Annotated in this window: 22 protein-coding genes and 1 other RNA gene; 9 read left to right on the forward strand and 14 right to left on the reverse strand. The window is 68.8% G+C overall.

Features of this window, described 5'->3' with window-relative positions; all coding sequences use genetic code 11:
• Positions 1–10: 10 nt before the first annotated feature.
• From CFB52_RS09320 to ffs, 8 genes are all read right to left on the reverse strand, one after another.
• The gene (locus tag CFB52_RS09320; RefSeq protein ID WP_059585304.1) at positions 11–901 is read right to left on the reverse strand and encodes a peptidoglycan DD-metalloendopeptidase family protein; all 891 of its coding nucleotides are present in this window, start codon (positions 899–901) and stop codon (positions 11–13) included.
• 5 nt (positions 902–906) lie between these two features.
• On the reverse strand, positions 907–1,857 hold the full coding sequence (locus tag CFB52_RS09325; RefSeq protein WP_059585330.1) for a protein-L-isoaspartate(D-aspartate) O-methyltransferase: 951 nt from the start codon (positions 1,855–1,857) through the stop codon (positions 907–909).
• On the reverse strand, positions 1,854–2,615 hold the full coding sequence (gene surE, locus CFB52_RS09330; protein WP_059585303.1) for a 5'/3'-nucleotidase SurE: 762 nt from the start codon (positions 2,613–2,615) through the stop codon (positions 1,854–1,856). The genes CFB52_RS09325 and surE overlap by 4 nt, the downstream gene beginning before the upstream one ends.
• 220 nt (positions 2,616–2,835) lie before the next feature.
• A complete protein-coding gene (locus CFB52_RS09335) occupies positions 2,836–4,041 on the reverse strand; it encodes a CaiB/BaiF CoA-transferase family protein (protein ID WP_059585302.1) in 1,206 nt (401 codons plus the stop codon).
• Between the two features lie 48 nt (positions 4,042–4,089).
• Positions 4,090–4,686 (reverse strand): recombination mediator RecR, encoded by a 597-nt coding sequence (gene recR / locus CFB52_RS09340; protein WP_006478665.1) that lies wholly within the window; start codon positions 4,684–4,686, stop codon positions 4,090–4,092.
• A 31-nt stretch (positions 4,687–4,717) separates the two neighbouring features.
• Entirely contained in the window at positions 4,718–5,044 is a 327-nt protein-coding gene (locus CFB52_RS09345) for a YbaB/EbfC family nucleoid-associated protein (RefSeq protein WP_099316461.1), read from the reverse strand.
• A 95-nt stretch (positions 5,045–5,139) separates the two neighbouring features.
• Positions 5,140–7,524 carry a DNA polymerase III subunit gamma/tau gene (locus tag CFB52_RS09350; protein ID WP_099316462.1) on the reverse strand — a complete coding sequence of 795 codons (2,385 nt, stop codon included), beginning with the start codon at positions 7,522–7,524 and terminating at the stop codon, positions 5,140–5,142.
• A gap of 127 nt (positions 7,525–7,651) precedes the next feature.
• Positions 7,652–7,750: signal recognition particle sRNA small type (gene ffs / locus CFB52_RS09355), an RNA gene on the reverse strand.
• A gap of 389 nt (positions 7,751–8,139) precedes the next feature.
• Here ffs and trxA point away from each other — a divergent pair.
• From trxA to CFB52_RS09400, 8 genes are all read left to right on the forward strand, one after another.
• Positions 8,140–8,466, forward strand: a complete 327-nt coding sequence (gene trxA, locus CFB52_RS09360) for a thioredoxin TrxA (RefSeq protein ID WP_006402348.1) — start codon at positions 8,140–8,142, stop codon at positions 8,464–8,466.
• A gap of 195 nt (positions 8,467–8,661) precedes the next feature.
• Positions 8,662–9,924 carry a transcription termination factor Rho gene (rho, locus tag CFB52_RS09365; RefSeq protein WP_006753675.1) on the forward strand — a complete coding sequence of 421 codons (1,263 nt, stop codon included), beginning with the start codon at positions 8,662–8,664 and terminating at the stop codon, positions 9,922–9,924.
• Positions 9,925–10,053: 129 nt separating this feature from the next.
• Positions 10,054–10,554 carry a MerR family transcriptional regulator gene (locus tag CFB52_RS09370; RefSeq protein ID WP_059585300.1) on the forward strand — a complete coding sequence of 167 codons (501 nt, stop codon included), beginning with the start codon at positions 10,054–10,056 and terminating at the stop codon, positions 10,552–10,554.
• Positions 10,551–12,107: an MFS transporter gene (locus tag CFB52_RS09375; RefSeq protein ID WP_089464813.1), complete on the forward strand. Its 1,557-nt coding sequence runs from the start codon at positions 10,551–10,553 to the stop codon at positions 12,105–12,107. The genes CFB52_RS09370 and CFB52_RS09375 overlap by 4 nt, the downstream gene beginning before the upstream one ends.
• Positions 12,108–12,145: 38 nt before the next feature.
• Positions 12,146–12,979: a zinc-dependent peptidase gene (locus CFB52_RS09380; RefSeq protein WP_099316463.1), complete on the forward strand. Its 834-nt coding sequence runs from the start codon at positions 12,146–12,148 to the stop codon at positions 12,977–12,979.
• A gap of 157 nt (positions 12,980–13,136) precedes the next feature.
• Entirely contained in the window at positions 13,137–13,400 is a 264-nt protein-coding gene (locus CFB52_RS09385) for a type B 50S ribosomal protein L31 (RefSeq protein WP_040144297.1), read from the forward strand.
• 145 nt (positions 13,401–13,545) lie between these two features.
• A complete protein-coding gene (locus CFB52_RS09395; protein ID WP_099316464.1) occupies positions 13,546–15,378 on the forward strand; it encodes a glycosyltransferase family 39 protein in 1,833 nt (610 codons plus the stop codon).
• 2 nt (positions 15,379–15,380) lie between these two features.
• On the forward strand, positions 15,381–16,733 hold the full coding sequence (locus CFB52_RS09400; RefSeq protein WP_060011029.1) for an MATE family efflux transporter: 1,353 nt from the start codon (positions 15,381–15,383) through the stop codon (positions 16,731–16,733).
• Between the two features lie 11 nt (positions 16,734–16,744).
• Here the strand turns inward: CFB52_RS09400 and lipA are convergent, their stop codons facing one another.
• The 6 genes from lipA to CFB52_RS09430 form a co-directional block, all read right to left on the reverse strand.
• On the reverse strand, positions 16,745–17,710 hold the full coding sequence (lipA, locus tag CFB52_RS09405; RefSeq protein ID WP_099316465.1) for a lipoyl synthase: 966 nt from the start codon (positions 17,708–17,710) through the stop codon (positions 16,745–16,747).
• 2 nt (positions 17,711–17,712) lie between these two features.
• Positions 17,713–18,828, reverse strand: coding sequence for an acetoin dehydrogenase dihydrolipoyllysine-residue acetyltransferase subunit (locus CFB52_RS09410; protein WP_099316466.1), 1,116 nt, complete (start codon positions 18,826–18,828; stop codon positions 17,713–17,715).
• A gap of 4 nt (positions 18,829–18,832) precedes the next feature.
• A complete protein-coding gene (locus CFB52_RS09415; RefSeq protein WP_059585293.1) occupies positions 18,833–19,837 on the reverse strand; it encodes an alpha-ketoacid dehydrogenase subunit beta in 1,005 nt (334 codons plus the stop codon).
• 54 nt (positions 19,838–19,891) lie between these two features.
• Positions 19,892–20,875, reverse strand: a complete 984-nt coding sequence (locus tag CFB52_RS09420; RefSeq protein WP_059645684.1) for a thiamine pyrophosphate-dependent dehydrogenase E1 component subunit alpha — start codon at positions 20,873–20,875, stop codon at positions 19,892–19,894.
• Between the two features lie 77 nt (positions 20,876–20,952).
• Complete coding sequence (locus CFB52_RS09425) at positions 20,953–21,729, reverse strand: SDR family NAD(P)-dependent oxidoreductase (RefSeq protein WP_099316467.1); 777 nt, start codon at positions 21,727–21,729, stop codon at positions 20,953–20,955.
• Positions 21,730–21,787: 58 nt separating this feature from the next.
• A complete protein-coding gene (locus CFB52_RS09430) occupies positions 21,788–22,846 on the reverse strand; it encodes an ATP-NAD kinase family protein (RefSeq protein ID WP_099316468.1) in 1,059 nt (352 codons plus the stop codon).
• Positions 22,847–23,373: 527 nt separating this feature from the next.
• On the opposite strand from CFB52_RS09430, the gene CFB52_RS09440 reads away from it, so the two are divergent.
• Complete coding sequence (locus CFB52_RS09440) at positions 23,374–25,308, forward strand: sigma-54-dependent Fis family transcriptional regulator (protein ID WP_099316470.1); 1,935 nt, start codon at positions 23,374–23,376, stop codon at positions 25,306–25,308.
• Positions 25,309–25,311 lie beyond the last annotated feature (3 nt).

Consider the following 25,311-nt stretch of genomic DNA (forward strand, 5'->3'; position numbering starts at 1 on the left):
GTCGTCTCGGTTATTGAGGCGGCAAATACTTCAGCGGATCGACAGGCTTACCCTGCCGGCGAACCTCGAAATGCAGCATCACGCGGTCGGCATCGCTGTTACCCATCTCGGCGATCTTCTGCCCCTTCGTTACCGCGTCCCCCTCTTTTACCATCAAAGCGCGATTGTGTGCATACGCCGTGAGGTAAGTTGCATCGTGTTTGATGATAATGAGGTTGCCGTAACCACGCAGCCCGTTGCCGGAGTAAACGACGCGCCCGTCTGCTGCTGCCTTCACGGCCTCGCCGGCCGTCCCGCCGATATTGACGCCCTTGTTCTTCGCATCGTCGAACCCGTTCAGCACGGGGCCGCGCGCAGGCCACGCGAACGTCACGGGGCCGCTCGGGGCCGCGGCCGTATCGCTCGATCCGGTTGCCGCGGCCGGCGGCGTGGCGGCAAGCGCCGACGACGTGCCGGCAGCCGGCGTGGCCGGGCCGCTGCTCAGCGGCGCGGTCGCGACCGCACCACCGGCGATCGGTGCGGTGGCCGGCGCGCCCGCGACCGCGGCGCCGCCCGGCGGCGCGACACGCAGCAACTGGTCGACTTCGATCTGGTTCGGGTTCGCCAGATTGTTCCACGACGCGATGTCTCGATAGTTCTGCCCGTTCTCGAGCGCGATCCGGTACAGCGTGTCACCCGGCTTCACCCGATAGAAGCCGGGCGGCGGCGGGCCGAGCGGCACCGCGGGCTGCGCGGCGGTGCTCGTGCCGAGCGCCCCGGAGCGATCGACGACGGGCGCGTTGTCGAGCCGCGTCGCACAGGCGGCCAGCAGCGTGGAGAAAGCAGCCACACAGATCGCGCGCTGGGCGAGCGTGAGCGGTTCCCTGGATCGGTTGTTTTGCATCGCGCGCAACATACTCATCGGTTTCAAATCACTCCGGATTTTAAAGGGACAAAGAAAACGCGATCAAGCCGGGACTCTCGCCATTGCGCGTGCGCGACGCGCTCGACGAGCGTGAGCACCTGGTGCTGTCCGCTCTGCGCACCGACAGGCGCGACGAGCCGCCCGCCGATCGCGAGTTGCTCGAGCAGCGCGCGCGGCACGTCGAGCCCCGCCGCCGCGATCACGATCGCGTCGAACGGGGCCGCGGACGGCAGGCCGACACGCCCGTCGCCGTAGTGCAGACGGATGTTCGGCACGCGCAGCGGCCGCAGGTTCAGCTTCGCGCGCTCGTAAAGCGGCTTGATGCGTTCAATCGAATACACGTCGCGTGCCACGTGGCTCAGCACGGCGGCCTGATAGCCGCAGCCCGTGCCGATCTCGAGCACGCGCTCGAGCGTGCGGCCGGCCATCGCGAGCTCGATCATGCGCGCGACGACCGACGGCTTTGAAATGGTTTGCTGGTGGCCGATCGGCAGCGCCGAATCCTCGTAGGCCTGCGTCGCGAGCCCCGGATCCACGAACAGGTGGCGCGGCACCGCGGCCATCGCGTCCAGCACGCGCGCATCGGTCACGCCGTTCGCGCGCAGGCGTTCGACCATCCGCTCGCGCACACGTTCCGACGTAAGCGCGAACGCGCCGGCCGGCGCGACACTCGGCGCGGCCGGCTTCGGCAGCGCAGGCTTCAGTGCGGTAGGCTTCGGTGCGGTCGCCGGCTTCGCGGCGGCGATGCCCGGCTGCGGCGCACGCAAGGCGGCCGGCTTCACCGCAACCGGTTTCACCGCGACCGGTTTCAGCGCGGCCGCGGGTTTGTCGGCGGCCTTCGGCACCGCGCCCGCCGTCTGGCGTTCGCCGGCCCGGCCTTTTTCCGACTTGCGTGGCGCTCGCTTGAGATCTTCGAGCGCGAGCGGGAACCGCTTCGCGCGCTCGCCGCTCATGAAGCCCGCCCTCCGGCGCGCGCCCATTCGCGCGTCGCGGGCAGCATCTGCGTATGCGTGAGATCGAGCTGCAGCGGCGTGATCGACACGAAACCGTTCGCGACGGCATGGAAATCCGTGCCTTCGCTGGCGTCCAGCGCCTCTCCCGCGGCGCCGATCCAGTAGATCGGCTCGCCGCGCGGGTCGGTCTGGCGAATCACCGGCTGCGACGGATGACGCTTGCCGAGGCGCGTGACCTTCCAGCCCTTCAGTTGATCGTACGGCAGGTTCGGAATGTTGACGTTCAGCAGCGGCTGGCCCGGCAGCGGATGCGCGAGGTAGTGCGCGACGATTTCCGCGGCGACGCGCGCGGCGTCGGCCAGATGCGTCCAGCCCTTGTCGACCAGCGAGAACGCGATGGCCGGCACGCCGAACATGATGCCTTCGGTGGCGGCTGCAACTGTCCCCGAATAGAGCGTGTCTTCGCCCATGTTCTGGCCGTTGTTGATGCCGGACACGACGATGTCCGGCCTCGCATCGGCCATCCCCGTCAGCGCGACGTGCACCGAATCGGTCGGCGTGCCGTTCACGTAGAAGAAACCCGTACCCGCTGCGCGCTGCACCGACAGCGGCCGCGACAACGTGAGGGAATTCGACGCGCCGCTGCAGTTCTGCTCGGGCGCGATCACCGTAAGCTCGGCCAGCGGCTGCAGCGCTTCGCTGAGCGCGGCGAGACCAGGGGCGAGATAGCCGTCGTCGTTGCTGAGTAGGATTCGCATCCGGCGATTGTAACCGAGGAAGGATGGCGCGAGAGCGACAGTCCAGCCACCGCAGGCGGGCGGGTATACGCATGGGCGGGCGATGCGCCGCCGTACTGCGCGGCGGCGTTCCGCGCGCTGGGGAAAACACCGTGTCGCCCGATTTGCCGCCCCGACGAAAGTCTCGTCGACGGAATACCATCGTCGGGAAGCCCGGCGCGAAGCGCCGGGCCGGCTGCGCTCAGATCGCGCCCGCCTCGCGCAGTGCGGCAATCGCCTGCGTGTCGTAGCCGAGGCCGCGCAGCACCTCGTCGGTGTGCTCGCCGAGCTCGGGCCCGAGCCAGCGCGTTTCGCCCGGCGTGGCCGACAGCTTCGGCGTGATGTTCGGCAGCGGAATGTCGGTGCCGTCGGCCAGCTTGAACCGCTGGATCATCTGGCGCGCGACGAACTGCGGATCGGTGAACATGTCGGCCGCGCTGTAGATGCGTCCGGCCGGCACGTCGGCCGCGTTCAGCACGCCGAGCGCCTCGTCGATCGTGCGCGGCGCGAGCCACGCGGCGATCGCGTCGTCGATTTCCTGCGTGCGCGGCACGCGCCCGTCGTTCTGCGCGAGCGCGGGATCGTCGGCGAGGTCGTCGCGCTCGATCGCCTTCATCAACCGCTTGAAGATCGGGTCGCTGTTGCCGCCGATCACGATGCTGCCGTCGCGGCATGCATACGTGTTCGACGGCACGATGCCCGGCAGCGACGCGCCGGTGCGCTCGCGCACCATCCCGTACACACCGTATTCGGGCACCACGCTTTCCATCATGTTGAAGACGGCTTCATACAGTGCAACGTCGACCACCTGCCCCGCGCCGCCGTTGACCTTGCGGTGATGGAGCGCCATCAGCGCGCCGATCACGCCGTGCAGCGCGGCGATCGAATCGCCGATCGAGATGCCGATGCGCGGCGGCGGAAGATCCGGATAGCCGGTGATGTGGCGCAGCCCGCCCATCGATTCGGCGATCGCGCCGAAGCCGGGCCGGTCGCGGTACGGGCCCGTCTGCCCGTAGCCGGACAGGCGCACCATCACGAGGCCCGGATTGTCGGCCGACAGCACGTCGTAGCCGAGCCCGAGCTTTTCGAGCAGGCCCGGACGGAAGTTCTCGATCACGATGTCGGCCTCGCTCGCGAGTTGCCGCGCGATCGCCTTGCCGGCGTCGGCTTTCAGGTTCAGCGTGACCGATTTCTTGTTGCGCGCCTGCACGGACCACCACAGCGACGTGCCGCCCTGCTCCGGGTAGAGCTTGCGCCATTTGCGCAGCGGGTCGCCGCCGTTCGGATCCTCGATCTTGATCACTTCCGCGCCGAATTCGGCGAACAGCCGCGACGCGAACGGCCCCGCGATCAGCGTTCCGAATTCGAGCACTTTGACGCCCGCGAGCGGGCCCTGGCTGGTGCTCATGTGTCTCCCTGGCATGAGGAACGGCGCCGCTAGCAGGCGGCGCCCGGCTTACATCGTGCGGCGATCGAGCATCGCGCGGGCGATGGTGCCCGCGTCCACGTACTCGAGCTCGCCGCCCACCGGCACGCCGCGCGCGAGACGCGTGACCGCCAGCCCGCGCGCCTTGAGCGTCTGGCCGAGATAGTGGGCGGTGGCTTCGCCTTCGTTCGTGAAGTTGGTCGCGAGCACGACTTCCTTGACGACGCCGTCGGACGCGCGCCGCACGAGGCGGTCGAAATGGATTTCCTTCGGACCGATTCCGTCGAGCGGGCTCAGTCGCCCCATCAGCACGAAATACAGCCCGCGGTAGGTCATCGTCTGCTCGAGCATGATCTGGTCGGCGGGCGTCTCGACGACGCACAGCAGCGTCGGATCACGCTCCTCGTCGCTGCAGACCTCGCAGATCTGCGCTTCGGTGAACGTGTTGCATTTTTCGCAATGCTGCAGGTGCTCGGTCGCGAACAGCAGCGACCGGCCGAGCCGCTCCGCGCCCTCACGGTCGTGCTGCATCAGGTGAACCGCCATGCGCTGCGCGGATTTCGGCCCGACGCCGGGCAGCACGCGCAACGCTTCGACGAGAGCGGACAGGGCGGACGGCTGTTTCATACGGCGGCAAACGGTGCCAAGGACGCCAAGCTCAGAACGGCAGCTTGAAGCCCGGGGGCAGCGGCAGGCCCGACGTCATGCCGCTCATCTTTTCCTGCGACGTGGCTTCGGCCTTGCGCACCGCGTCGTTGAACGCAGCGGCGACGAGATCCTCGAGCATGTCCTTGTCGTCCGCGAGCAGGCTCGGGTCGATCGACACGCGGCGCACTTCGTTGCGGCACGTCATCGTCACCTTGACGAGGCCGGCGCCCGACTGCCCTTCGACCTCGATCACCGCAAGCTGCTCCTGCATCTTCTTCATGTTTTCCTGCATTTGCTGCGCTTGCTTCATCAGTCCGGCGAGGTTGCCTTTCAACATGGGAATACTCCTTCTCGATCGTGTGAAAACCGGCACGCGGCGCGTGCCGGCCAATGTGTGCGGGGCGTGATTGTGCCTGTCGCGGGGCGCTCAGTTCAATGGAGTGTAGGTGGCGCGCCGTCCGGCGCGGAATCGGCGAGCGGACGCACCGACCCCTCGACGATGCGCGCACCGAACTCGCGCACGAGCTGCTGGACGAACGGATCGCCGTGAATCTCCTGCTCGGCTTCACGCTGGCGTGCCGCGCGCGCGGCCGCATCGAGCGCCGCCGCGGTGCGCCGTGCGGGCCCGACCTCCACGGTCACCTCGACCGGCTTGCCGAGCGCATCGGCCAGCGCGGCCTTCAGCTTCGCCACCTGCGCGGCGTCCGCATACTGCGGCACGGGCACGGACAGTTTCAACGCGCTCGCATCGACGGCCGTCAGCTCGCTGTTGAACGCGAGCTGGTATGCAACACCCTTCAGCGGCAGCCGCGCGGCCAGCGCCGGCCATTCGCCGTCGAAGCCGATCGGATCGAGCGCGATCGCCGGCGGTAGCGGGCGCGTGTCGATCGGCGCGGCCGGACGTGCGTCCGCCGGCTTCGGCGTCACACGCACATCGTCGGGACCGCTGTCGAACACCGGCACGAAGCCGTCGTCGGAACCGCCGAACATTTCGTCGGCGCTGAGCGGCACGTAGTCGTCGGGCGGGATGTCCTCCCACGGCGGCGACGACTGGCGCGCGTCGGCGGCTTGCGGCGCGCGGGCGGCGGCACGCGGCGTCGGCACCTGCACGGCCGGCCGCGGCGCAGCCGGCTTCTCGGCGGCCGGCTGGGCCGCCGCCGGCTTGGCCGCAGCGCCTGCACGACCGCGGTCCGACGACACGCGCATCCCTGCATTGCGCAGCACGTCGAGCGCGGCGGCGGCACCGCCGGCGCGCGCCGCCGGACGCGCGGCGGCCGGCTCGGGCGACGCGGCGCGCGGCACCGGTTCGGCCTGCGGCGCCGGCTCGTCGTTTCGCTGCACGGCGGCAACGGCAGGCGGCTCGGGTTCCTTGCGGGCGGATGCCGGCACGTCGCCGGTGGGCGCTGCTTTCGTTTCCGGCTGCGGCGGCACGATGGCGTGTGCGTCGGCCGCGACCGGTGCCGGCGCTGCCGCCTCCGCCTCCGCCGGCGACGGGACGGCAGCCGGCTTGGCGGCCGACCGCCCGGCTTCGTCGCCCGACTGCGCCGGCGCCGAACGTGCGACCGGCACGGCAGGTGAGGCCGGCGTCGCAACTTGCGGACGCGCTGCGCTGGCGGGCGCGGCCGATACCGGCTTCGCCGCGGCGGCGGCGGCCGGCGCCGCGGCAGCACGCGGGGCCGGCACGGCACGCGGCGGCACGGACGGCTGGCCGCCCGGCGCACTGCCGGCGCCAACGGCCGGCTCGAACGCGAGCATCCGCAGCAGCGTCATCGTGAATCCGGCGTATTCGTCCGGCGCCAGGCCGAGCTCGGCGCGCCCGACCGTCGCGATCTGATAGAACAATTGGACTTGCTCGGGGCTCAGCGTCTGCGCAAAACGGCGCAGATCGGCCGCTTCCGGCCACTCGTCGAGCACCGAGCCCGGCGCGAACTGCGCCCACGCGATCCGGTGCAGCAGGCTCGCGAGATCCTGCAGCGCGGTCGAGAACGACAGGCTGCGCAGCGACATCTCGTCGGCAATCGCGAGGATTTCCGGGCCGCTGCCGGCCGCGAGCGCGTCGAGCAGGCGCACCATGTAGGTCTGGTCGAGCGCGCCGAGCATGCCCGACACCGCCGACTCGGTCACCTCGTTCGCCGAATAGGCGATCGCCTGGTCGGTCAGCGACAGCGCATCGCGCATGCTGCCTTGCGCGGCGCGCGCGAGCAGGCGCAACGCCTGCGGCTCGAACGTGATCCGCTCTTCGCCGAGGATCTGCACGAGATGCGACACGATGTGTCCGGCCGGCATCTGCTTCAGGTTGAACTGCAGACAGCGCGACAGCACAGTGACGGGGATTTTCTGCGGATCGGTCGTCGCGAGGATGAACTTGACGTGCGGCGGCGGCTCTTCGAGCGTCTTCAGCATCGCGTTGAACGCGTGGTTCGTCAGCATGTGCACTTCGTCGATCATGTAGACCTTGAAGCGCGCATCGACGGGCGCATACACCGCGCGCTCGAGCAGCGCGGCCATTTCATCGACGCCGCGGTTGCTCGCCGCGTCCATCTCGACGTAATCGACGAAACGGCCCTCGTCGATCTCGCGACAGGCGCGACACACGCCGCACGGCTGCGACGTGACGCCGGTTTCACAGTTGAGCGCCTTCGCGAAGATCCGCGACAGCGTCGTCTTGCCGACACCGCGGGTTCCGGTAAACAGATAGGCGTGATGGAGGCGCCCGCCATCGAGCGCGTGCGTGAGCGCCCTGACGACGTGCTCCTGGCCGACGATCGAAGCGAAATCCTTCGGACGCCACTTGCGTGCGAGAACTTGATAGGTCATCGGGAAATTGTATCAGTAACGCTGCGTCGCGCCGACACGCGAAACGGTGCGGAACACGGGCAACGCACAGGTCGAACGGAGTGTGACGCGGAAATAAAAAACGCCCGGCGAACGGGGCGAGAAGGAAGGTGACGAGCCCAACCCTCGGCACTGGCGGAAAACGATTGTGGCTGCTTCGTTCCCGACCTGACCAGGTTCACCGCCCCACCATGCGAGGAGGCCCGTCACGGCATATTCTATCACCGCTTCCGGACGAATGCGACCGTTTGTTCGCATCAATGCGAATGTCGCCGGGCAAACCGGCCCGTCGTCCATTCGGATACGTTGCATGCGGCGCGCCCCTTGCAATTGGCGAACCGGCCTCCACCTGCATGGCACGATGGTCGAACGTCGCGTCGTACCCCTACTCGCGTAGCGGCTACTATCGCCGCCCGCAGCGGATAGCAATTTAGGCTAATATGACGCCCGAACGACCCGCGAGCCGCGGATGCAGCGCTTACGCCCCTCCTTTCCGGAAAGGCGGAGTGACCTGCCGCGGCGGCCGGCAGCCTACGGCGGCCGGTTCGCCGCAACGCGCAAGCAGGCAGTCCCCGAACCGTAAGAGGTATTGACCCAATGAGCGAACAGATCAAACACATCAGCGACGCATCGTTCGAACAGGACGTCGTCAAGTCCGACAAGCCCGTACTCGTCGATTTCTGGGCCGAATGGTGCGGCCCGTGCAAGATGATCGCCCCGATCCTCGACGAAGTCGCGAAGGACTACGGCGACAAGCTGCAGATCGCGAAGATCAACGTCGACGACAACCAGGCCACGCCCGCGAAGTTCGGCGTGCGCGGCATCCCGACGCTGATCCTGTTCAAGAACGGCGCGGCTGCCGCGCAGAAGGTCGGCGCGCTGTCGAAGTCGCAGCTCACCGCATTCCTGGACAGCCACCTGTAATACCGGCAGATCCGCGGACGTGTTGTCAGTCGGCAACACGTCCGCCGCCAAGCCGCCGATCGCTCGCTCAAGCGCGAATCGGCCTATGCTAGAATTAAAAAACGTCGGCAAGACGCATTTAAGTCTCTGAGCGCTTCCGCTCGCCCTCCTCCCTTATTTTCTTTCGTCGCTTCTCCTCCCTGGCGGGTTCTCCGTATGCATTTATCCGAGCTCAAGTCTCTGCACGTGTCCGAACTGATCGAAATGGCCAATGGCCTGGAGATCGAAAACGCGAACCGCCTGCGCAAGCAGGAGTTGATGTTTGCCATTCTCAAAAAGCGCGCCAAGACGGGAGAGACGATCTTCGGCGACGGTACGCTCGAAGTGCTGCCGGACGGCTTCGGCTTCCTGCGCTCGCCGGAAATGTCGTACCTCGCGAGCACCGACGACATCTATATCAGCCCGTCGCAGATCCGCCGCTTCAACCTGCACACCGGCGACACCATCGAAGGTGAAGTCCGCACGCCGAAGGACGGCGAGCGCTACTTCGCGCTGGTGAAGGTCGACAAAGTCAACGGGCAGCCGCCCGAGGCCTCGAAACACAAGATCATGTTCGAGAACCTCACGCCGCTGCACCCGAACAAGCCGCTGGCGCTCGAGCGCGAGATGCGCGGCGAGGAAAACGTCACGGGCCGCATCATCGACATGATCGCGCCGATCGGCAAGGGCCAGCGCGGCCTGCTGGTCGCGTCGCCGAAGTCGGGCAAGACGGTGATGCTCCAGCACATCGCGCACGCGATCAAGCAGAACCACCCGGACGTCGTCCTGTTCGTGCTGCTGATCGACGAACGCCCCGAAGAAGTGACCGAAATGCAGCGCTCGGTCGCCGGCGAAGTCATCGCGTCCACGTTCGACGAGCCGGCCACGCGTCACGTGCAGGTCGCCGAAATGGTGATCGAGAAGGCCAAGCGCCTCGTCGAAATGAAGCACGACGTCGTGATTCTGCTCGACTCGATCACGCGTCTCGCACGCGCTTACAACACCGTGATCCCGGCATCGGGCAAGGTGCTGACGGGCGGTGTCGACGCGAACGCGCTGCAGCGCCCGAAGCGCTTCTTCGGCGCGGCGCGCAACATCGAGGAAGGCGGCTCGCTGACGATCATCGGCACCGCGCTGATCGAGACCGGCAGCCGCATGGACGACGTGATCTACGAAGAGTTCAAGGGCACCGGCAACATGGAAGTGCACCTCGAGCGCCGCCTCGCGGAAAAGCGCGTCTATCCGTCGATCAACCTGAACAAGTCGGGCACGCGTCGCGAAGAAATGCTGATCAAGCCCGAGATCCTTCAGAAGATCTGGGTGCTGCGCAAGTTCATCCACGACATGGACGAAGTCGAGGCAATGGAATTCCTGCTCGACAAGATCCGCCAGACGAAGAGCAACTCCGAGTTCTTCGACCTGATGCGCCGCGGCGGCTGATCGCCCTCGCCGCACGACACGGCCGCCCGCGCACTCCGCCTGGCGGCCGTTTTTCGATCCCAACCTATACGTGAACGTACACGTTGACCTATAATGGCGTCATCGTCCCGCCGAAATCCGCCACCTCCGATGCCGAACGACGCCTCCGCCCCGTTATTGACCGTCAGCGACGCCGCGTCGCGGCTCGGCGTCACGCCGCGCACGCTCAAATATTACGAAGAGCGCGGGCTCGTCACGCCGTCGCGCAGCGAAGGCCGCTACCGCCTCTACGACGAAACCGACCTCGAGCGCTTCGCGCGCATCCTGCGGCTGCGCGCGCTCGGGTTCTCGCTGCACGGCATCACCGAAATGCTGAAGCGCCCGCTGGAAGAAACCGGCGACGGCCGGCGCCGCTATTCGGATGCATCGCTGCGCGACATCCGCGCCGGCCTCGCCGAGCAGATCGATACGCTCGACCGGCGGATCGCGGCCGTCCAGCGCGAGCTGAAGGAAGCCGTCGCGCTGCGCAAGGAATTGCAGCACGACATCGACTACGTCGAGCGGCGCCTCGCCGGCGAAAACGCCGATGCGCTGATCGCGCAGCGGCGGGCGGAAGCCGGCGCGCGGCGCGCCCGCAAGGATCGCGAATGAACGCGGTGCCCGGCCGATCGCCGCTGTGGAGCCGCGCAAACCTGCGCGCGGACTTGTTCCCATGGGCGCTCGCGCTCGTCACGGGCATCGACTACTTCGACAACGCGGTCTTCTCGTTCTTCGCGAGCTACATCGCGGGCGGCATCAACGCATCGCCCGACGAACTCGTGTGGTCGTCGAGCGCCTACGCGGTCACGGCCGTGCTCGGTATCCTGCAGCAGCAATGGTGGGTCGACCGGCTCGGCCATCGCCGCTACGTCGCGGGCTGCATGCTGATGTTCTCGTTCGGCGCGGTCGCGTCGGCGCTGGCCGACACGTCGCTGGCGCTCGCGTTCGCGCGCGGTTTCCAGGGTTATTTCATCGGCCCGATGATGGGCGCGTGCCGGATCCTGATCCAGATCAGTTTCAAGCCGCAGGAGCGGCCGCCCGCGACCCGCGCGTTCCTGATCATGATCCTGCTCGGCAGCGCGCTCGCGCCGATCGTCGGCGGGCTGCTGGTCGCGCATTCGACGTGGCGCGCGCTGTTCGCGTGCACGGCGCCAGCCGGCATCGCGTTCGCGATCCTCGCGCTGCTCACGCTGCCCGATTCGGGCCGCGCGCCGGACGACGAACGCGGTTCCGGCCACTTCTGGCCGTACGTCCTGTTCGCGCTCGCGCAAGGGGCGCTGCAGATCGTGCTGCAGCAGGTGCATTACCAGCTCTACAGCGGCTCGCCGATGCTGATCGCGCTGACGATTGCCGGGCTCGGCGCGCTCGCGTGGTTCGCCTATCACCAGTGGCATCACCCGACGCCGCTCGTGCGGCTGCACGCGTTTCGCGAGCGGACGTTCCAGATCGGGCTGCTGCTCTACATGTTCTATTACTACGAGACGACGGGCTTCAGCTACCTGACGTCGCGGTTTCTCGAGGGCGGGCTCGGCTATCCGGTCGAGAACGCCGGGCGCCTGGTCGGCACGATGTCGCTGATCTCGGCCACCGCGCTGTTCGCCTATCTGCGCTACGCGAAATTCGTCACGCACAAGAAGTGGTTCGTCGTGCCGGGGTTCGCGATCGCGGTCACGGCCGCGCTGTGGATGACGCGGATGACGCCGCAGGTCGGCGAGGCGGCGCTGATCGTCCCGCTGCTGCTGCGCGGGTTGCTGCTGCTGTTCATCGTGCTGCCGGTCGCGAACCTCACGTTCCGCATCTTCGCGATCGACGAATACACGCACGGCTACCGGCTCAAGAACATCGTGCGGCAACTGACGATCTCGTTCGCGACGTCGTCGGTGATCATCGTCGAGCAGCACCGGCTGGCCGTGCACCAGACACGGCTCGTCGAGCGCGCGAACGTGTTCGACCCGCTGTTCCAGCAGACCGCCGATGCACTCACGCGCGGCTATGCGGCCGCCGGCCACGCGCTGAACGACGCGCACGGCCTCGCGATCGCGTCGATCGCGCGGATGGTGGCGCAACAGGCGTCGTTCCTCGCGTCGCTCGACGGCTTTTACTTCCTCGCGGGCGTGGCGCTCGTCGGCGGCCTCTTCGCGGCATGGCAAAAACAGATCGATTGAGTTAAAAGACAGGCTTTGGATTTTCGTCCGCAGCCTCCATGCTTTCGAAACTGACCCGCTGGTTCGACGACCGCCGCCGCGACCGCGCGCTGCGCAGCCATCCGATTCCCGACGCGCTATGGCGCGAAACCGTCGAGCGGCTGCCGTTCCTGGCCAATCTTCCGCCCGACGCGCTCAGCCGGCTGCGCGAGATGACGAGCCTGTTCGTCGCGAAAAAATCGTTTTCGACCGCGCACGGGCTCGAGCTGACCGACGCGATGATCGTCGCGATCGCCGCGCAGGCCTGCCTGCCCGTGCTGAATCTCGACCTGTCGCTGTACGACGGCTGGGTCGGCGTCGTCGTGTATCCGGGCGAATTCGTGATCCGCAAGACGGTGCAGGACGAGGACGGCGTCGTTCACGAAGTCGAGCAGGATGCGAGCGGCGAGGCATGGGAAGGCGGACCCGTGATCCTGTCGTGGGAAGACGCGCAGATGACGGACGGCCGGGATGCATACAACGTGGTGATCCACGAGTTCGCGCACAAGATCGACATGGTCAATGGCGCGGCCGACGGCTATCCGCCCCTTTTTCGCCGCTGGCATGCGCCGCGCCTCGACGCGCAGGCGTGGGCCGACGTGTTCGAACATGCGTACGACCAGTTCTGCGCGCGCGTCGACGCGGTGCCGGAGCGCGCGTGGGCGCGCTTCGAGCGGGACTCGCTGATCGATCCCTATGCGGCCGACCACCCGTCGGAATTCTTCGCCGTATGCAGCGAGGCGCTGTTCGTGCGGCCGAGAGCGTTCGAGTCCGAATTTCCGGAGCTGTACAGGCTGCTCGCGCGCTACTACCGGCAGGATCCGGCCGGCACCGGCGCGCTCGACGCACCATGAAAATTATTCGTCAACCGTCTGATTTTCTGGCATAATCGCCGTTTTTCGACCTTAGGCAAGTGGCTCGCGCCGGGCTTGACGTCAGCCGAAACGCTCCCATCGGGGCGGCACGGCCGGCCAAGCGGCGGGTTGGCTACCGCTATCACCAAGGAAAATCATGAAACCTGGCATTCACCCGGACTACCGCGAAGTCGTCTTCCAAGACATGTCGAACGGCTTCAAGTTCATCACGCGCTCGACGATCCAGACGCGTGAAACCATCGAGCACGAAGGCAAGACCTACCCGCTCGCCAAGATCGAAGTGTCGTCGGAATCGCACTCGTTCTACACGGGTCAGCAAAAGATTATGGACACGGCAGGCCGTGTCGAGAAGTTCAAGAACAAGTTCGGCGCACGCGCCAGCGGCAAGGTCGCGAAGTAAGCTTCGCACCGCATCCGGTGGTTGCAACGCACCGGTACCGCACGAAAGGGCAGCCCAGGCTGCCCTTTTTTGTCTCTGCTCGCCCGGAAAGGCGCCGCCCGGCGCCCGGGCAACGACCTGACGCACAACAGCGGGCGCGACTACAATGCCGGATGCTCGAAACCGGCTCCACCGCGCGCAGCCGCGCCGGCCGCCCGCCCATAACAAATCGCTCATCTGCATGAAGCCAGTCGTCCGTCTCACCGCCTCCGCCACGCGTGCGCTGCCGCGCTGGCTGCTGCTCACGCTCTGCCTCGTCTACGCGGCGTTCGGCCTGTTCGGCCGCGACCCGTGGAAAAACGAGGACGCGGCGGGCTTCGGCGTGATGTGGACGATGGCCAAGGGCGGCTGGCACGACTGGCTGCTGCCGAACCTGGTCGGCAAGTTCATCACGACCGACGGGCCGCTCGGCTACTGGCTCGGCGCACTGTCGATCCGCGGCCTCGGCCCGTGGGTCGACGCAAGCAACGCGTCGCGCGTCGATACCGGCGTGCTGTTCTGCGCCGCGTGCGCGTTCGTCTGGTACGCGGCCTACCTGCTCGGCCGGCGCGCCGAGGTTCAACCGTTCAAATACGCATTCGGCGGCGAGCCCGAGCCGCGCGACTACGGCCGCACGCTCGCGGACGGCGCGCTGCTGGTGCTCGTCGCCTGCTTCGGCCTCGCGGAACGCGGGCATGAAACGACGCCGCAACTCGCGCAATTCGCGTGGATCGCGATGCTCGTGTACGGGATCGTGCGCGGCATCGACAAGCCGCTGCAAGGCGCACTGTGGTGGGGCCTCGCGATGGGCCTCGTCGCGCTGTCCGGCAACCCGGTGCTGGTCGTCGCGCTGCTCGCGGGCACGGCCGCGCTGTGGCTCGTCACGCCCGAGATGCGCAACCTGCGCCTGCCGCTCGTCGGCCTGCCGCTCGCGGCCGCGATCTTCGCGCTGTGGCCGATCGCCGCCTTCGTCGCGGCGCCGGACGACGCCGCATGGTTCTTCAACCAGTGGATCCACGGCAGCCTGATGCGCTTTTCGGGCCCGCCGACGGCCGTGCTCGGCTATGCGGCGAAGAACCTGCCGCTGTTCACGTGGCCCGCCTGGCCGCTCGCGATCTGGGCGTGGTGGAGCTGGGCCGGCATGCGCCGTCGCGCGCACATCGCGATTCCGCTGTCGGTGGCCGTGCCGCTCGTCGCGCTCGTGATCCTGCAAAGCCAGCAGTCGAACCGCATGTACATGCTGCTGCTGCCGCCGCTCGCGGTGCTGGCGACGTTTGCGCTGCCGACCCTCAAGCGCGGCGCGATCAACGCGATCGACTGGTTTGCCGTACTGAGCTTCACGATCCTCGGCACCTTCGTGTGGCTGGTATGGCTCGCATCGCTCACCGGCTTCCCGCATCCGCTCGCGCGCAACCTCGCGCGCCTCGTGCCCGGCTACGAGCCGCATTTCAAGATCCTGTCGTTCATCTGCGCGGTGATCGTCACCGTGTGCTGGTGCTTCATCGTGCGCTGGCGCGTGTCGCGGCAGCCGAAGGTGCTGTGGCGCAGCGTCGTGCTGTCGGGCGCGGGCACGACGCTGATGTGGGTGCTGCTGATGACGCTGTGGCTGCCGATCGTCAACTACGGCCGGACCTATCGCGACGTCGCGCAACAGATCGCCGTGCACCTGCCGTCCGACTACGAATGCATCTCGCCGGTGCGGCTCGGCGACGCGCAGATCGCGACCTTCGCGTACTTCGGCAACATGCACTTCGATTTCTCCGGCGACTGCGACGTGATCCTGCGCCAGGACCGCGCCGACTTCGGCGAGCCGAGCGCGATGTCGCAATACGTGTGGCGTCTCGTCTGGGAAGGCCGCCGCGTCGCCGACCGCGACGAGCGCTTCCGCCTGTACGAGCGCATCGAACGGCCGAAGACGCCCGTCAAGCGGCGTCCGCCGCGCCGCCGGGCGGCCGATTGACGATGTTCGGCGACATCCGCCGGATCGTCGGTCTCGCGTGGCCGGTGCTGGTCGGCCAGCTCGCGATCATCGCGTTCGGCGTGATCGACACCGCGATGGTCGGCCGCTACTCGGCCGTCGATCTCGCCGCGCTCGGGCTCGGCTCGTCGATCTACGTATCGATCTATATCGGTCTAACCGGCATCCTGTCCGCGCTGCAGCCGATCACCGGGCAACTGTACGGCGCGCGGCGCTATGCGGAAATCGGCGAGGAAGTGCGCCAGGCGCTGTGGCTCGCGCTGCTGCTCGCGATTCCCGGCTTCCTGCTGCTGCATTTTCCCGAGCCGCTGTTGCGCATCGCGCATGCGCCCGCCGCGCTGCACGAGCGCACCGTCGACTACCTGCGCATCCTGTCGTACGGGCTGCCCGCGAGCCTCGTATTCCGCATCTACAACGCGCTGACCAACGCGGCCGGCAAGCCCCGGCTCGCGATGATCCTGCAGATCGGCGCGCTGCTGCTCAAGTTTCCGCTGAACGTCTGGTTCATCTTCGGCGGCTTCGGCGTGCCGGCGCTCGGCGGCCCCGGCTGCGGGCTCGCGAGCACGCTGATCAACTGGGCGCTCGCGCTGATCGGCTACACGCTGCTCGCGAAGCTCGACGTGTTCGCGCCGCTCGCGATCTTCTCCCGCTTCTGCTGGCCCGTCTGGGCACGCCAGAAGGCAATCCTGAAGCTCGGCGTGCCGATGGGCCTGTCGTATCTGATCGAGGTCACGTCGTACACGTGCATGGCGCTGTTCATCGCGCAGTTCGGCACGACGACGCTCGCCGGCCACCAGATCGCCGGCAACATCGGCGCGGTGCTGTACATGACGCCGCTGTCGATCGGCGTGGCGGCGTCGACGCTGGTCGCGCGCGCGCTCGGCGCCGGGCACGCCGAGGAAGCCCGGCTGCTCGGCCGGCACAGCGTGATGTTCGCGTGCGGCGTGGCGGCTGCCTACGGCGTGCTCGTGTTCGCGCTGCGCCCGCTGATCATCGGCGGCTACACGCCGAACCCGGCCGTCGCCGCGGCCGCGATGCCGCTCGTCGCGATCGTCGCGTGCTACCACGTGTTCGATGCGCTGCAGGTCACGTCGGCGTTCGTGCTGCGCGCGTACAAGGTGGCGGTCGTGCCGACCGTGATCTATGCGGTCGCGCTGTGGGGCGTCGGACTCAGCGGCGGCTACCTGCTCGGCTTCGACGTCGGCGGGATCGCGCCCGCGTGGCTGACCGGCGCGCGCGGCTTCTGGTTCGCGAACACGGTCAGCCTGATGCTGGCGGGCGCGGGGCTCGTGCTGTACCTGCGCCGCATCGGCCGCGCGCACGCCGCCACAGCCTGACGCCACGCGCGCTACACGCCCTCCAGCACGTCGGCTGCGTGATAGGAGGACCGCACGAGCGGGCCGGCGACCACTTCCCTGAAACCGAGCGCAAGCGCCTCGTCGCGCCACGCGGCGAACGCGTCCGGGCTCACGTGGCGCCGCACCGGCAAATGGTGCGCCGACGGCGCCAGATACTGGCCGAGCGTCAGCACGTCGACCTCGTGCGCGCGCAGGTCGCGCAGCGTGTCGCGCACCTCGTCGTCGCGCTCGCCGAGCCCGAGCATCAATCCCGATTTCGTCACGAGCGTCGGCCGCGCGGCCTTCGCCTGCGCGAGCAGTTCGAGCGAGCCGCGATAGTCGGCGCCCGGCCGCGCCGCCCGATACAGCGACGGCACCGTCTCGATGTTGTGGTTGAACACGTCGGGCCACGCCGATGACAGTGCATCGAGCGCCCGTGCCGTGCGGCCGCGGAAGTCGGGCGTCAGCACCTCGACGCCGATGCCCGGCACGCTCGCGCGCACCGCCGCGATGCACGCGGCGAAATGCGCGGCGCCGCCGTCGCGCAGATCGTCGCGGTCGACCGACGTGATCACGACGTAGCGCAACCCGAGCGCCGCCGCCGCGTCGGCCAGCCGCGCGGGCTCGTCGGGATCGAGCGGCTCCGGACGGCCGTGCGCGACGTCGCAGAACGGGCAACGCCGCGTACACAGCCCGCCCATGATCATGAAGGTCGCGGTGCGCTGCGCGAAGCATTCGCCGATGTTCGGGCACATCGCCTCCTCGCAGACGGAATGCAGCCGATGCTCGCGCAGCACGGCGGCCATGTCGGCCACCGCCGCGCTCATCATCGGCCGCGCGCGCAGCCACGGCGGCTTCGGCAGCGCCGCGCCGGCCGCGGGCTCGACGCGCACCGGAATGCGCGCGAGCTTGTCGCGACTTCTCGCGCCGGGCTGGCCGAGCGCCGTGAGGCTGGGTCGTTCGAGCGCGGCGGCCATCGTCAGTCTCCGAGGAACGCGACGATCAGGCGGTTCACGTCGGCGGCCGCCTCCATCTGCACCATGTGGCCGCCGCCGGCGATCACCTCGGCGCGCACGCCGTCCGGCAAGCCCTGCGCGTGCCGCGCGGGAATCACCTGGTCGCGCTCGCCCCAGATCACGAGCGTGCGCGGCGCAAGCGACGCGAGCCGGTCGCGGAATACGCGCCGCTGCGCGGCGCCGTCGAACGCGGCGTCCGCGATCTTCTCCAGCGCGGCCTGCACGCCTTCGAGCCGCTTGTACTTGACGAGATCCTCGACGAGCTGCCGCGTGACCAGCGCGTCGTCCGCGAACAGCGCGCCGAGGTGCGGCTTCAGCGTGTTGCGGCTGTTGCCGGCGACGAAGCCGTCGATGTATGCACGGTTGATGTCGGCGCCGAGCCCCGCGCTCGCGATCAGCGTGAGCGACGCCACGCGCGCCGGCGCGCTGTCGGCCAACGTCATCGCCACCGCGCCGCCCATCGAATGGCCGATCAGGTGCGCACGCTCGATGTGCTGCGCATCGAGCAGCGCAAGCACCGCGTCGGCCAGTTCGTCGAGACTGCCGGTCTCGACGGTCTTCTCCGACTCGCCGTGGCCGGGCAGATCGAGCGCCCACACCGGCCGGTGCGCGGCGAGTTCCGCATGGTTGAACAGCCAGTTGTTCAGGTCGCCGCCGAAGCCGTGGATCAGCACGGCCGGTGTGCCCGAACCGTCGCCGAGCTTCAGGAAGCGGATCGTGCGTCCGCCGATCCGCGCCTTCTCCGGCTGCGGGCCGGCCGCCTCGTCGGACGCCGCGCTCGGCACGAAATCGCGCTGGAAGTCGGCGATCGCCGCATCGATGTCGGCGTCGCTCGTGTCGGCGGCCGCGACCACGCCGAGCAGCGCGCCGACGGGCAACGTCTCGCCCTCCTGCGCGATCTGGCGGCGCAGCGTGCCGTCGAACGCGCATTCGACGCCCGACGAGATCTTGTCGGTCTCGACGTCGAGCACCTCGTCGCCCTTCGCCACGCGTTCGCCGATCGCCTTCAGCCAGCCATTGACCTGCCCCTGCTCCATCGACAGCCCCCACTTGGGCATCGTGATCATGTGAATCGACATCGTGTCAGCTCCTCGTCTTCAGGACCGCCCGCGCAATCGCATCGGCGGACGGGATATACAGGTCTTCCAGCACGCCGGCGAACGGCGCGGGCGTATGCGGCGCGGTGACGAGCTCGATCGGCGCCTTGAGCGAGCGGAACGCGCGCTGCGCGACGAGCGCGGCGATGTCGGTCGCGATCGAGCAGCGCGGGTTCGCTTCGTCGACCACCACCACGCGCCCCGTGCGCTCGGCGCTTTCGAGGATCGTTTCCTCGTCGAGCGGCGACGTCGTGCGCAGGTCGATCACGTCGCACTGGATGCCGTCCTTCGCGAGCGTCGCGGCCGCGTCCATCGCCAGATGCACCATCCGGCCGTACGTGACGATCGTCGCGTCGTCGCCGTCGCGCAGCACGTTCGCCTCGCCGAACGGAATCGCATAGGATTCCTCCGGTACGTCGCCCTCACGCGTATAGAGCAGCTTGTGTTCGAGGAAGATCACGGGATCGTTGTCGCGGATCGCCTGAATCAGGAGCCCCTTCGCGTCGTACGGCGTCGACGGGCACACGACCTTCAGCCCCGGGATGTGCGTGAACAGCGACGTGAGCATCTGCGAGTGCTGCGCGGCCGCGCGCAGGCCGGCGCCGTACATCGCACGGATCACGACCGGCGTCACGGCCTTGCCGCCGAACATGTAGCGGAATTTCGCCGCCTGGTTGAAGATCTGGTCGAAACACACGCCCATGAAATCGATGAACATCAGTTCCGCGACGGGCCGCATCCCGCACGCGGCAGCGCCGACCGCCGCGCCGATGTAGCCGCCCTCCGACAGCGGCGTATCGAGCACGCGGCCCGGAAACTTGTGGAACAGCCCCTTCGTCACGCCGAGCACGCCGCCCCATGCGTCGTCCTCGCCGGGCGCACCCGCGCCGCCCGCGTTGTCCTCGCCCATCACGATCACGCTGTCGTCGCGCGCCATTTCCTGCGCGAGCGCCTCGTTGATCGCCTGCGAATAGGTAATCTTCCTTGCCATGTCTGTCTCCTGGAATGTTCGGTTCGCCGTGCCGGCTGCTCGGTCAGGCCGAGTTCACGGATACGACACGTAGACGTCGGCGAGCAGGTCGGCGGCATCCGGCAGCGGCGCCGCCTTCGCCTGCGCGACCGCGTCGTCGATCAGCGCCTTCACCTGGGCGTCCACCGCGCGCAGGTCGGCCGTCGTCAGCGCTTCGGCGCGCACGACGCGCGTTTCGAAATGCTTCAGGCAGTCCTTCTCGTCGCGCAGCTTCTGCACTTCGCCCGGCGCGCGATAGGTTTGCGCATCGCCCTCGAAGTGGCCGAAATAGCGCGTGAACTTCACCTCGACGAGCGTCGGGCCGCCGCCGTTGCGCGCGCGGTCGACGGCTTCGCCGAGCGCCTCGTGCACCGCGAAGAAGTCGAAGCCGTCGACGATCACGCCCGGCATCCCGAACCCGTTCGCCCGATCGGCGATGTTGTCGGTCGCGACCGACCAGCTCGACGACGTCGCTTCCGCATAGCCGTTGTTTTCGGCGACGAAGATCGCGGGCAGCCGCCACACCGACGCGAGGTTCATCGATTCGAAGATCACGCCCTGGTTCGACGCGCCGTCGCCGAAGAAGCACACGCCGACGCCGCCGGTTTTCCTGTACTTGGCCGCGAGCGCCGCACCGCACACGAGCGGGCCGCCCGCGCCGACGATCCCGTTCGCGCCGAGCATCCCCATCGACAGGTCGGCGATGTGCATCGAGCCGCCCTTGCCGTGGCAGACGCCTGTCTTCTTGCCGTAGATCTCGGCCATCATCCCGTGCACGTCGACGCCCTTCGCGATGCAATGGCCGTGGCCGCGGTGCGTGGTGGCCACGTAGTCGTCGAGGCCGAGGTGCAGCATCGTGCCGACGGCGGACGCCTCCTCGCCCGCGTACAGGTGAACGAAGCCGGGTATCTCGCCGGTCGCGAATTCGACGTGCAGGCGTTCCTCGAATTCGCGGATCGTGCGCATCAGCCGATAGGCGTCCAGCAGCTTGTCCCTGCCGAGCTGTGTCGAAGCGGTCATGTGTGTCTCCTGGGTAGGTCTGACTGCGAATGCCGCCCCGGCCATGCCGTGGCGGCGGATTGCACGGCCTGCGGCCGTCAGTGAAACGTGAAGCCGCCGTCGACGTTCACGGCCTGGCCCGTCACGTTGTCCATCGTCGCGAAGAACAGCGCGAGCCGGCCCATGTCTTCCGGCGTCTGCGCGCGGCCCTGCGGAATCAGCGTCAACTGGTGCCGCTGCCACGACTCCTCGACCGATTCGCCGTCGGTCTTCCATTCGTCGGACAGCCGGTCCCACATGTAGGTACGGACGATGCCGGGGCAGATCGCGTTGACGGTCACGCCGTCGCGCGCGAGCTCCTTCGCCAGCGCGTTGGTGAAGCCGACGACCGCGAATTTCGATGCGCTGTAGTGCGCGAGATTCGGGAAGCCTTCCTTGCCCGCGATCGACGCGACGTTGATGATCCGGCCGCGCCGCTGCGCCTTCAGATGCGCGAGCGCCGCGCGGCAGCCGAGGAACGTGCCCTTTGCGTTCACGTCCATCACGAAATCCCAGTCGCGCTCGGTCAGTTCGGCAACCGGACGGATGCTGATCACGCCCGCGCAGTTCACGAGGATGTCGAGCCCGCCGAGGTCGCCGAGCGCCTGCGCGACCATCGCGTCGACCTGCGCGGCCTGCGTGACGTCGACCTTCGCGATCGCCGCGCGGCGGCCGAGCGCGCGCACCTCGCCGGCGGTCGCGTCGAGCGCGTCGTCGAGCAGGTCGGCCAGCAGGATGTCGGCACCGGCGCCGGCGAGCGTCAGCGCGATGCCGCGGCCGATGCCGCGCGCGCCGCCCGTGACGATGGCGACCTGTCCTTCGAGAGAGGCTGTCATGGCGATGTCTCCTTGATGATCGTGATGGATGTCGAAACGTCTTCGTGAAACCGGTGTATCAGTCGTGCCACGCACCGGCATCGCGCAGCAGTTGCCGTGACGACGCGTAGCGCAGCGTGCGGCCGACGTCGACCGTCAACGGTCCGCCCCAGTCGAGTGCGATCTCGTAGCGATCGCCGCGCGCGACCTCGATCTCGCGCTCGCCGTCGAACGCGAGCGTGCCGCGCTCGAACGGAATCGCGTGCCACGCGCCCGGCTCGAGCCGCTCGCAACTGCGCATCACGACGCGGTCGACGCGCCCCGGCGCGATCGGCGCGACGAGCGGCGTGCCGGCCGTCTTGCCGGCATCCGCGAAGCGCATCGCGAGCCCGTGCGGCGCGCTGCGTTCGAGCGGCGCCCACGCGCCGCCGAGCGCGGACAGGCCGATGCCGTCCGGTTCCGCGAACGTCAGATAGAGGGTGTCGATGTCGTCCGAGCCGGAGATCGCGCGCGCGCCGACGAAGCGCTGCCGCGCGGCGCACACATCGACGAGCGCGATCTCCTCGCGCCCGGGCTGCGCGCCCGCGACGCAGCGCACGACGAGCCGCTTGTTGCGCACGAACGCGACCTCGGCCGGCACGGCGCCGGTCGCGACGAGCCCCGCGGCGACGCCGGCGACGGTCGCCTCGCGATGTTCGGGAAACGCGTTGTTGGTGCCGGTGGACAGCGCGACGAGCGGCGTCGCGCCGCAATGCGCGGCCACCGCGCGATGGGTGCCGTCGCCGCCGAGCACGACGATCAGCGACACTTCCATCCGATGCAGATAGGCGGCGCCAGCCTGCGTGTCGGCGACGCTGTCGGTAATCGGCAGGTCGACGAATTCGACCTGGGGCCAGCGCTCGTGCGGCGCGACCGCGCGATGCGTGTCGATCGCGCGCAGCAGCAGCGTCGCGATGCCCGTGCGGTCGCGCAGCGTCAGCACGCGCTCGACGCCCATCGCGCCGAGGCCGGCCAGCAGGCGCACGATCATGTTCGCCTTCTCCGCGGTCGGGAACACGGATGCATGCGTCGTGAGGCGGCGGATGTCGCGCCCCGATGCGGGGTTCGCGATCACGCCGACGGTAACGGGCGTCGTCACGGGTTTGTCTCCATCCAGTCGGCAGGGCCGGCGTATTGCGCGCGCCGCCCTCGCCTGTTTCGTCCGCTGCCATCGAGGGGCAGCGGATCGTCGTCGCCGACGCAATCGCGCCGGCTTGCCCGTCATCTCTGCAAGCGGCGTGCCATCGTGCATGCGATGCCCGCGAAACCCGCGTCCGCGCTGGCGCGGCGGGCATGCGCGGGTTCGCAATGCGCGGTCGTGACGGCGCGGCGCGCGTCGGATTCGCCGGCACGTCTCATGCCGTCGATACGGCGACGCGATCGTCGCGGCGCGCGCGCATGCGCGGCGCTCCGCCCGCAAACCCTGCGTTCGCGCGGCGCCGCGCGCGCGACGCCCCGCCTGACGACCGTCGCGCCGCGCGCGGGCGGCCGTCTCAATCGCGCGAGACGCATCGGATACCGGTGAGACGACCGTCTCACGCGCGCCGCGTGCTGCAATGCAGTGTGATCCGCCGGACCGGATGTGCTACAAGAACAGCGACATCCCCGCCGTACCCGGAGCCGACCATGCCCTACGCCGTCCCCCAGGCCCAGCACGCCGACCGCATACTCGGCGCGCTCGCCGGGCGCCTGCCCGCGCCGGCCGATTCCGCGCGCCTCGTGTCTTCGTGGCAGCGATCGCTGGAGCGCTATCGCCTCGACCCCGCTTCGTCGATCGGCCCGCGCGTGCTGACCGCGGCCGAGCTGCGCGAAGTGCGCGACAAGGAAGAGGCCTTCCTGCGCGCGTCGGGCCAGTGCCTGACGCGGCTGCACGACATGATCCGCGTCGCCGACTACTGCGTGATGCTGACCGACGCGCACGGCGTGACGATCGACTACCGGATCGACCGCGAGCGCCGCAACGACTTCCGTCATGCGGGGCTGCACATCGGCTCGTGCTGGTCGGAAAGCGAGGAAGGAACCTGCGGCGTCGCGAGCGTGCTGACCGATCTCGCGCCGATCACCGTGCACAAGACCGATCACTTTCGCGCGGCGTTCACGACGCTCACGTGCAGCGCGGCGCCGATCTTCTCGCCGGGCGGCGAGCTGATCGGCGTGCTCGACGCGTCGGCCGTGCATTCGCCCGACGGCCGCGACAGCCAGCGCCTCGTCTACCAGCTCGTGCGGCAAAGCGCGGCGCTGATCGAGGACGGCTACTTCGTGCACAGCACCGCGCAGCACTGGATATTGTTCGGGCATCCGAACCGTCACTACGTCGAAGCGCAGCCCGAGTGGCTGATCGCGTTCGACGAATGCGGCAACATCGTCGCCGCGAACCGGCACGCGCGCGACGCGCTGCCGGCGCTGCGCGAGCCGCGCCATATCGACGAGATCTTCGATGCGACCGAGATGCCGCTGCGCGACGCCGCGCGGCTCGACGCGATCGTCGCGCTGCGGCTGCGCGCGACCGGCGCCCCGCTCTTCGCGCGGCTGCGCGCGCCGCTACGCCGCGCCGGCCGCGAACCGGGCGCGGCCCGGGCCGCCACGGCATCGCGCCGCCCGGGCACCGCCGCGCCGCGTCACGTCGGCGCGCTGACGCCGTTCCTGCACAGCAGCGATGCGCGCATCGCGCAACAGGCCGAACTCGCGCTGCGCGTCGCGAGCAAGCGGCTGCCGATCCTCGTGCTCGGCGAAACCGGCGCGGGCAAGGAAGTGTTCGCCCGCGCGATCCACGACGCCGGCGCGCGGCGCGCGCGGCCGTTCGTCGCCGTGAACTGCGGCGCGCTGCCGGAAGCGCTGATCGAGAGCGAACTGTTCGGCTATGCGGCCGGCGCGTTCACCGGCGCACGCAAGCACGGCGCGCGCGGCAAGATCGCGCTCGCCGACGGCGGCACGCTGTTTCTCGATGAAATCGGCGACATGCCGCTCGCGCTGCAGACGCGCCTGCTGCGCGTGCTGGCCGACGGCGAGGTCGTGCCGCTCGGCAGCGATACGCCGGTGCGCGTCGATCTCGACGTGATCTGCGCGACGCACCGCGATCTTGCGCGGATGGTGGCCGACGGCACGTTCCGCGAGGATCTGTACTACCGGTTGAGCGGCGCGACGTTCGAGCTGCCGCCGCTGCGCGAACGCGCGGACGTGCGCGACGTGATCGCCGCCGTGTTCGCCGAGGAAGCGCAGGCGACCGGCCACGTGCTGACGCTCGATGCGACGCTCGCCGAACAGCTCGCGGCCTACCCGTGGCCGGGCAACGTGCGGCAACTGCGCAACGTGCTGCGCTATGCGTGCGCGGTGTGCGACGCCGCGCGCGTGACGCGGCACGACCTGCCGGCCGAGCTCGCCGCGCAACTCGGCGGCGCCCCGGCGGGCGTGCTGCCCGACGACGAACGCGGGCGCATCGTCGCCGCGCTCACCGCGCATCGCTGGCGGCCCGACGCGGCCGCCCGCGCGCTCGGCATGTCGCGCGCGACGCTGTACCGGCGCATCGCGAAGCACCGGATCGTCGCGCCGCACCGCGCATGACAC

The sequence above is a fragment of the Burkholderia sp. AU18528 genome, from assembly GCF_002223215.2.
In the GTDB taxonomy this organism is placed as follows: Bacteria; Pseudomonadota; Gammaproteobacteria; order Burkholderiales; family Burkholderiaceae; genus Burkholderia; species Burkholderia semiarida.

Bases quoted from the DNA above. Each gene is read 5' to 3' on its own strand.
- CFB52_RS09320 (WP_059585304.1), bottom strand. From the start codon at position 901: ATGAGTATGTTGCGCGCGATGCAAAACAACCGATCCAGGGAACCGCTC.
- CFB52_RS09325 (WP_059585330.1), bottom strand. From the start codon at position 1,857: ATGAGCGGCGAGCGCGCGAAGCGGTTCCCGCTCGCGCTCGAAGATCTC.
- surE (WP_059585303.1), bottom strand. From the start codon at position 2,615: ATGCGAATCCTACTCAGCAACGACGACGGCTATCTCGCCCCTGGTCTC.
- CFB52_RS09335 (WP_059585302.1), bottom strand. From the start codon at position 4,041: ATGAGCACCAGCCAGGGCCCGCTCGCGGGCGTCAAAGTGCTCGAATTC.
- recR (WP_006478665.1), bottom strand. From the start codon at position 4,686: ATGAAACAGCCGTCCGCCCTGTCCGCTCTCGTCGAAGCGTTGCGCGTG.
- CFB52_RS09345 (WP_099316461.1), bottom strand. From the start codon at position 5,044: ATGTTGAAAGGCAACCTCGCCGGACTGATGAAGCAAGCGCAGCAAATG.
- CFB52_RS09350 (WP_099316462.1), bottom strand. From the start codon at position 7,524: ATGACCTATCAAGTTCTCGCACGCAAGTGGCGTCCGAAGGATTTCGCT.
- trxA (WP_006402348.1), top strand. From the start codon at position 8,140: ATGAGCGAACAGATCAAACACATCAGCGACGCATCGTTCGAACAGGAC.
- rho (WP_006753675.1), top strand. From the start codon at position 8,662: ATGCATTTATCCGAGCTCAAGTCTCTGCACGTGTCCGAACTGATCGAA.
- CFB52_RS09370 (WP_059585300.1), top strand. From the start codon at position 10,054: ATGCCGAACGACGCCTCCGCCCCGTTATTGACCGTCAGCGACGCCGCG.
- CFB52_RS09375 (WP_089464813.1), top strand. From the start codon at position 10,551: ATGAACGCGGTGCCCGGCCGATCGCCGCTGTGGAGCCGCGCAAACCTG.
- CFB52_RS09380 (WP_099316463.1), top strand. From the start codon at position 12,146: ATGCTTTCGAAACTGACCCGCTGGTTCGACGACCGCCGCCGCGACCGC.
- CFB52_RS09385 (WP_040144297.1), top strand. From the start codon at position 13,137: ATGAAACCTGGCATTCACCCGGACTACCGCGAAGTCGTCTTCCAAGAC.
- CFB52_RS09395 (WP_099316464.1), top strand. From the start codon at position 13,546: ATGCCGGATGCTCGAAACCGGCTCCACCGCGCGCAGCCGCGCCGGCCG.
- CFB52_RS09400 (WP_060011029.1), top strand. From the start codon at position 15,381: ATGTTCGGCGACATCCGCCGGATCGTCGGTCTCGCGTGGCCGGTGCTG.
- lipA (WP_099316465.1), bottom strand. From the start codon at position 17,710: ATGGCCGCCGCGCTCGAACGACCCAGCCTCACGGCGCTCGGCCAGCCC.
- CFB52_RS09410 (WP_099316466.1), bottom strand. From the start codon at position 18,828: ATGTCGATTCACATGATCACGATGCCCAAGTGGGGGCTGTCGATGGAG.
- CFB52_RS09415 (WP_059585293.1), bottom strand. From the start codon at position 19,837: ATGGCAAGGAAGATTACCTATTCGCAGGCGATCAACGAGGCGCTCGCG.
- CFB52_RS09420 (WP_059645684.1), bottom strand. From the start codon at position 20,875: ATGACCGCTTCGACACAGCTCGGCAGGGACAAGCTGCTGGACGCCTAT.
- CFB52_RS09425 (WP_099316467.1), bottom strand. From the start codon at position 21,729: ATGACAGCCTCTCTCGAAGGACAGGTCGCCATCGTCACGGGCGGCGCG.
- CFB52_RS09440 (WP_099316470.1), top strand. From the start codon at position 23,374: ATGCCCTACGCCGTCCCCCAGGCCCAGCACGCCGACCGCATACTCGGC.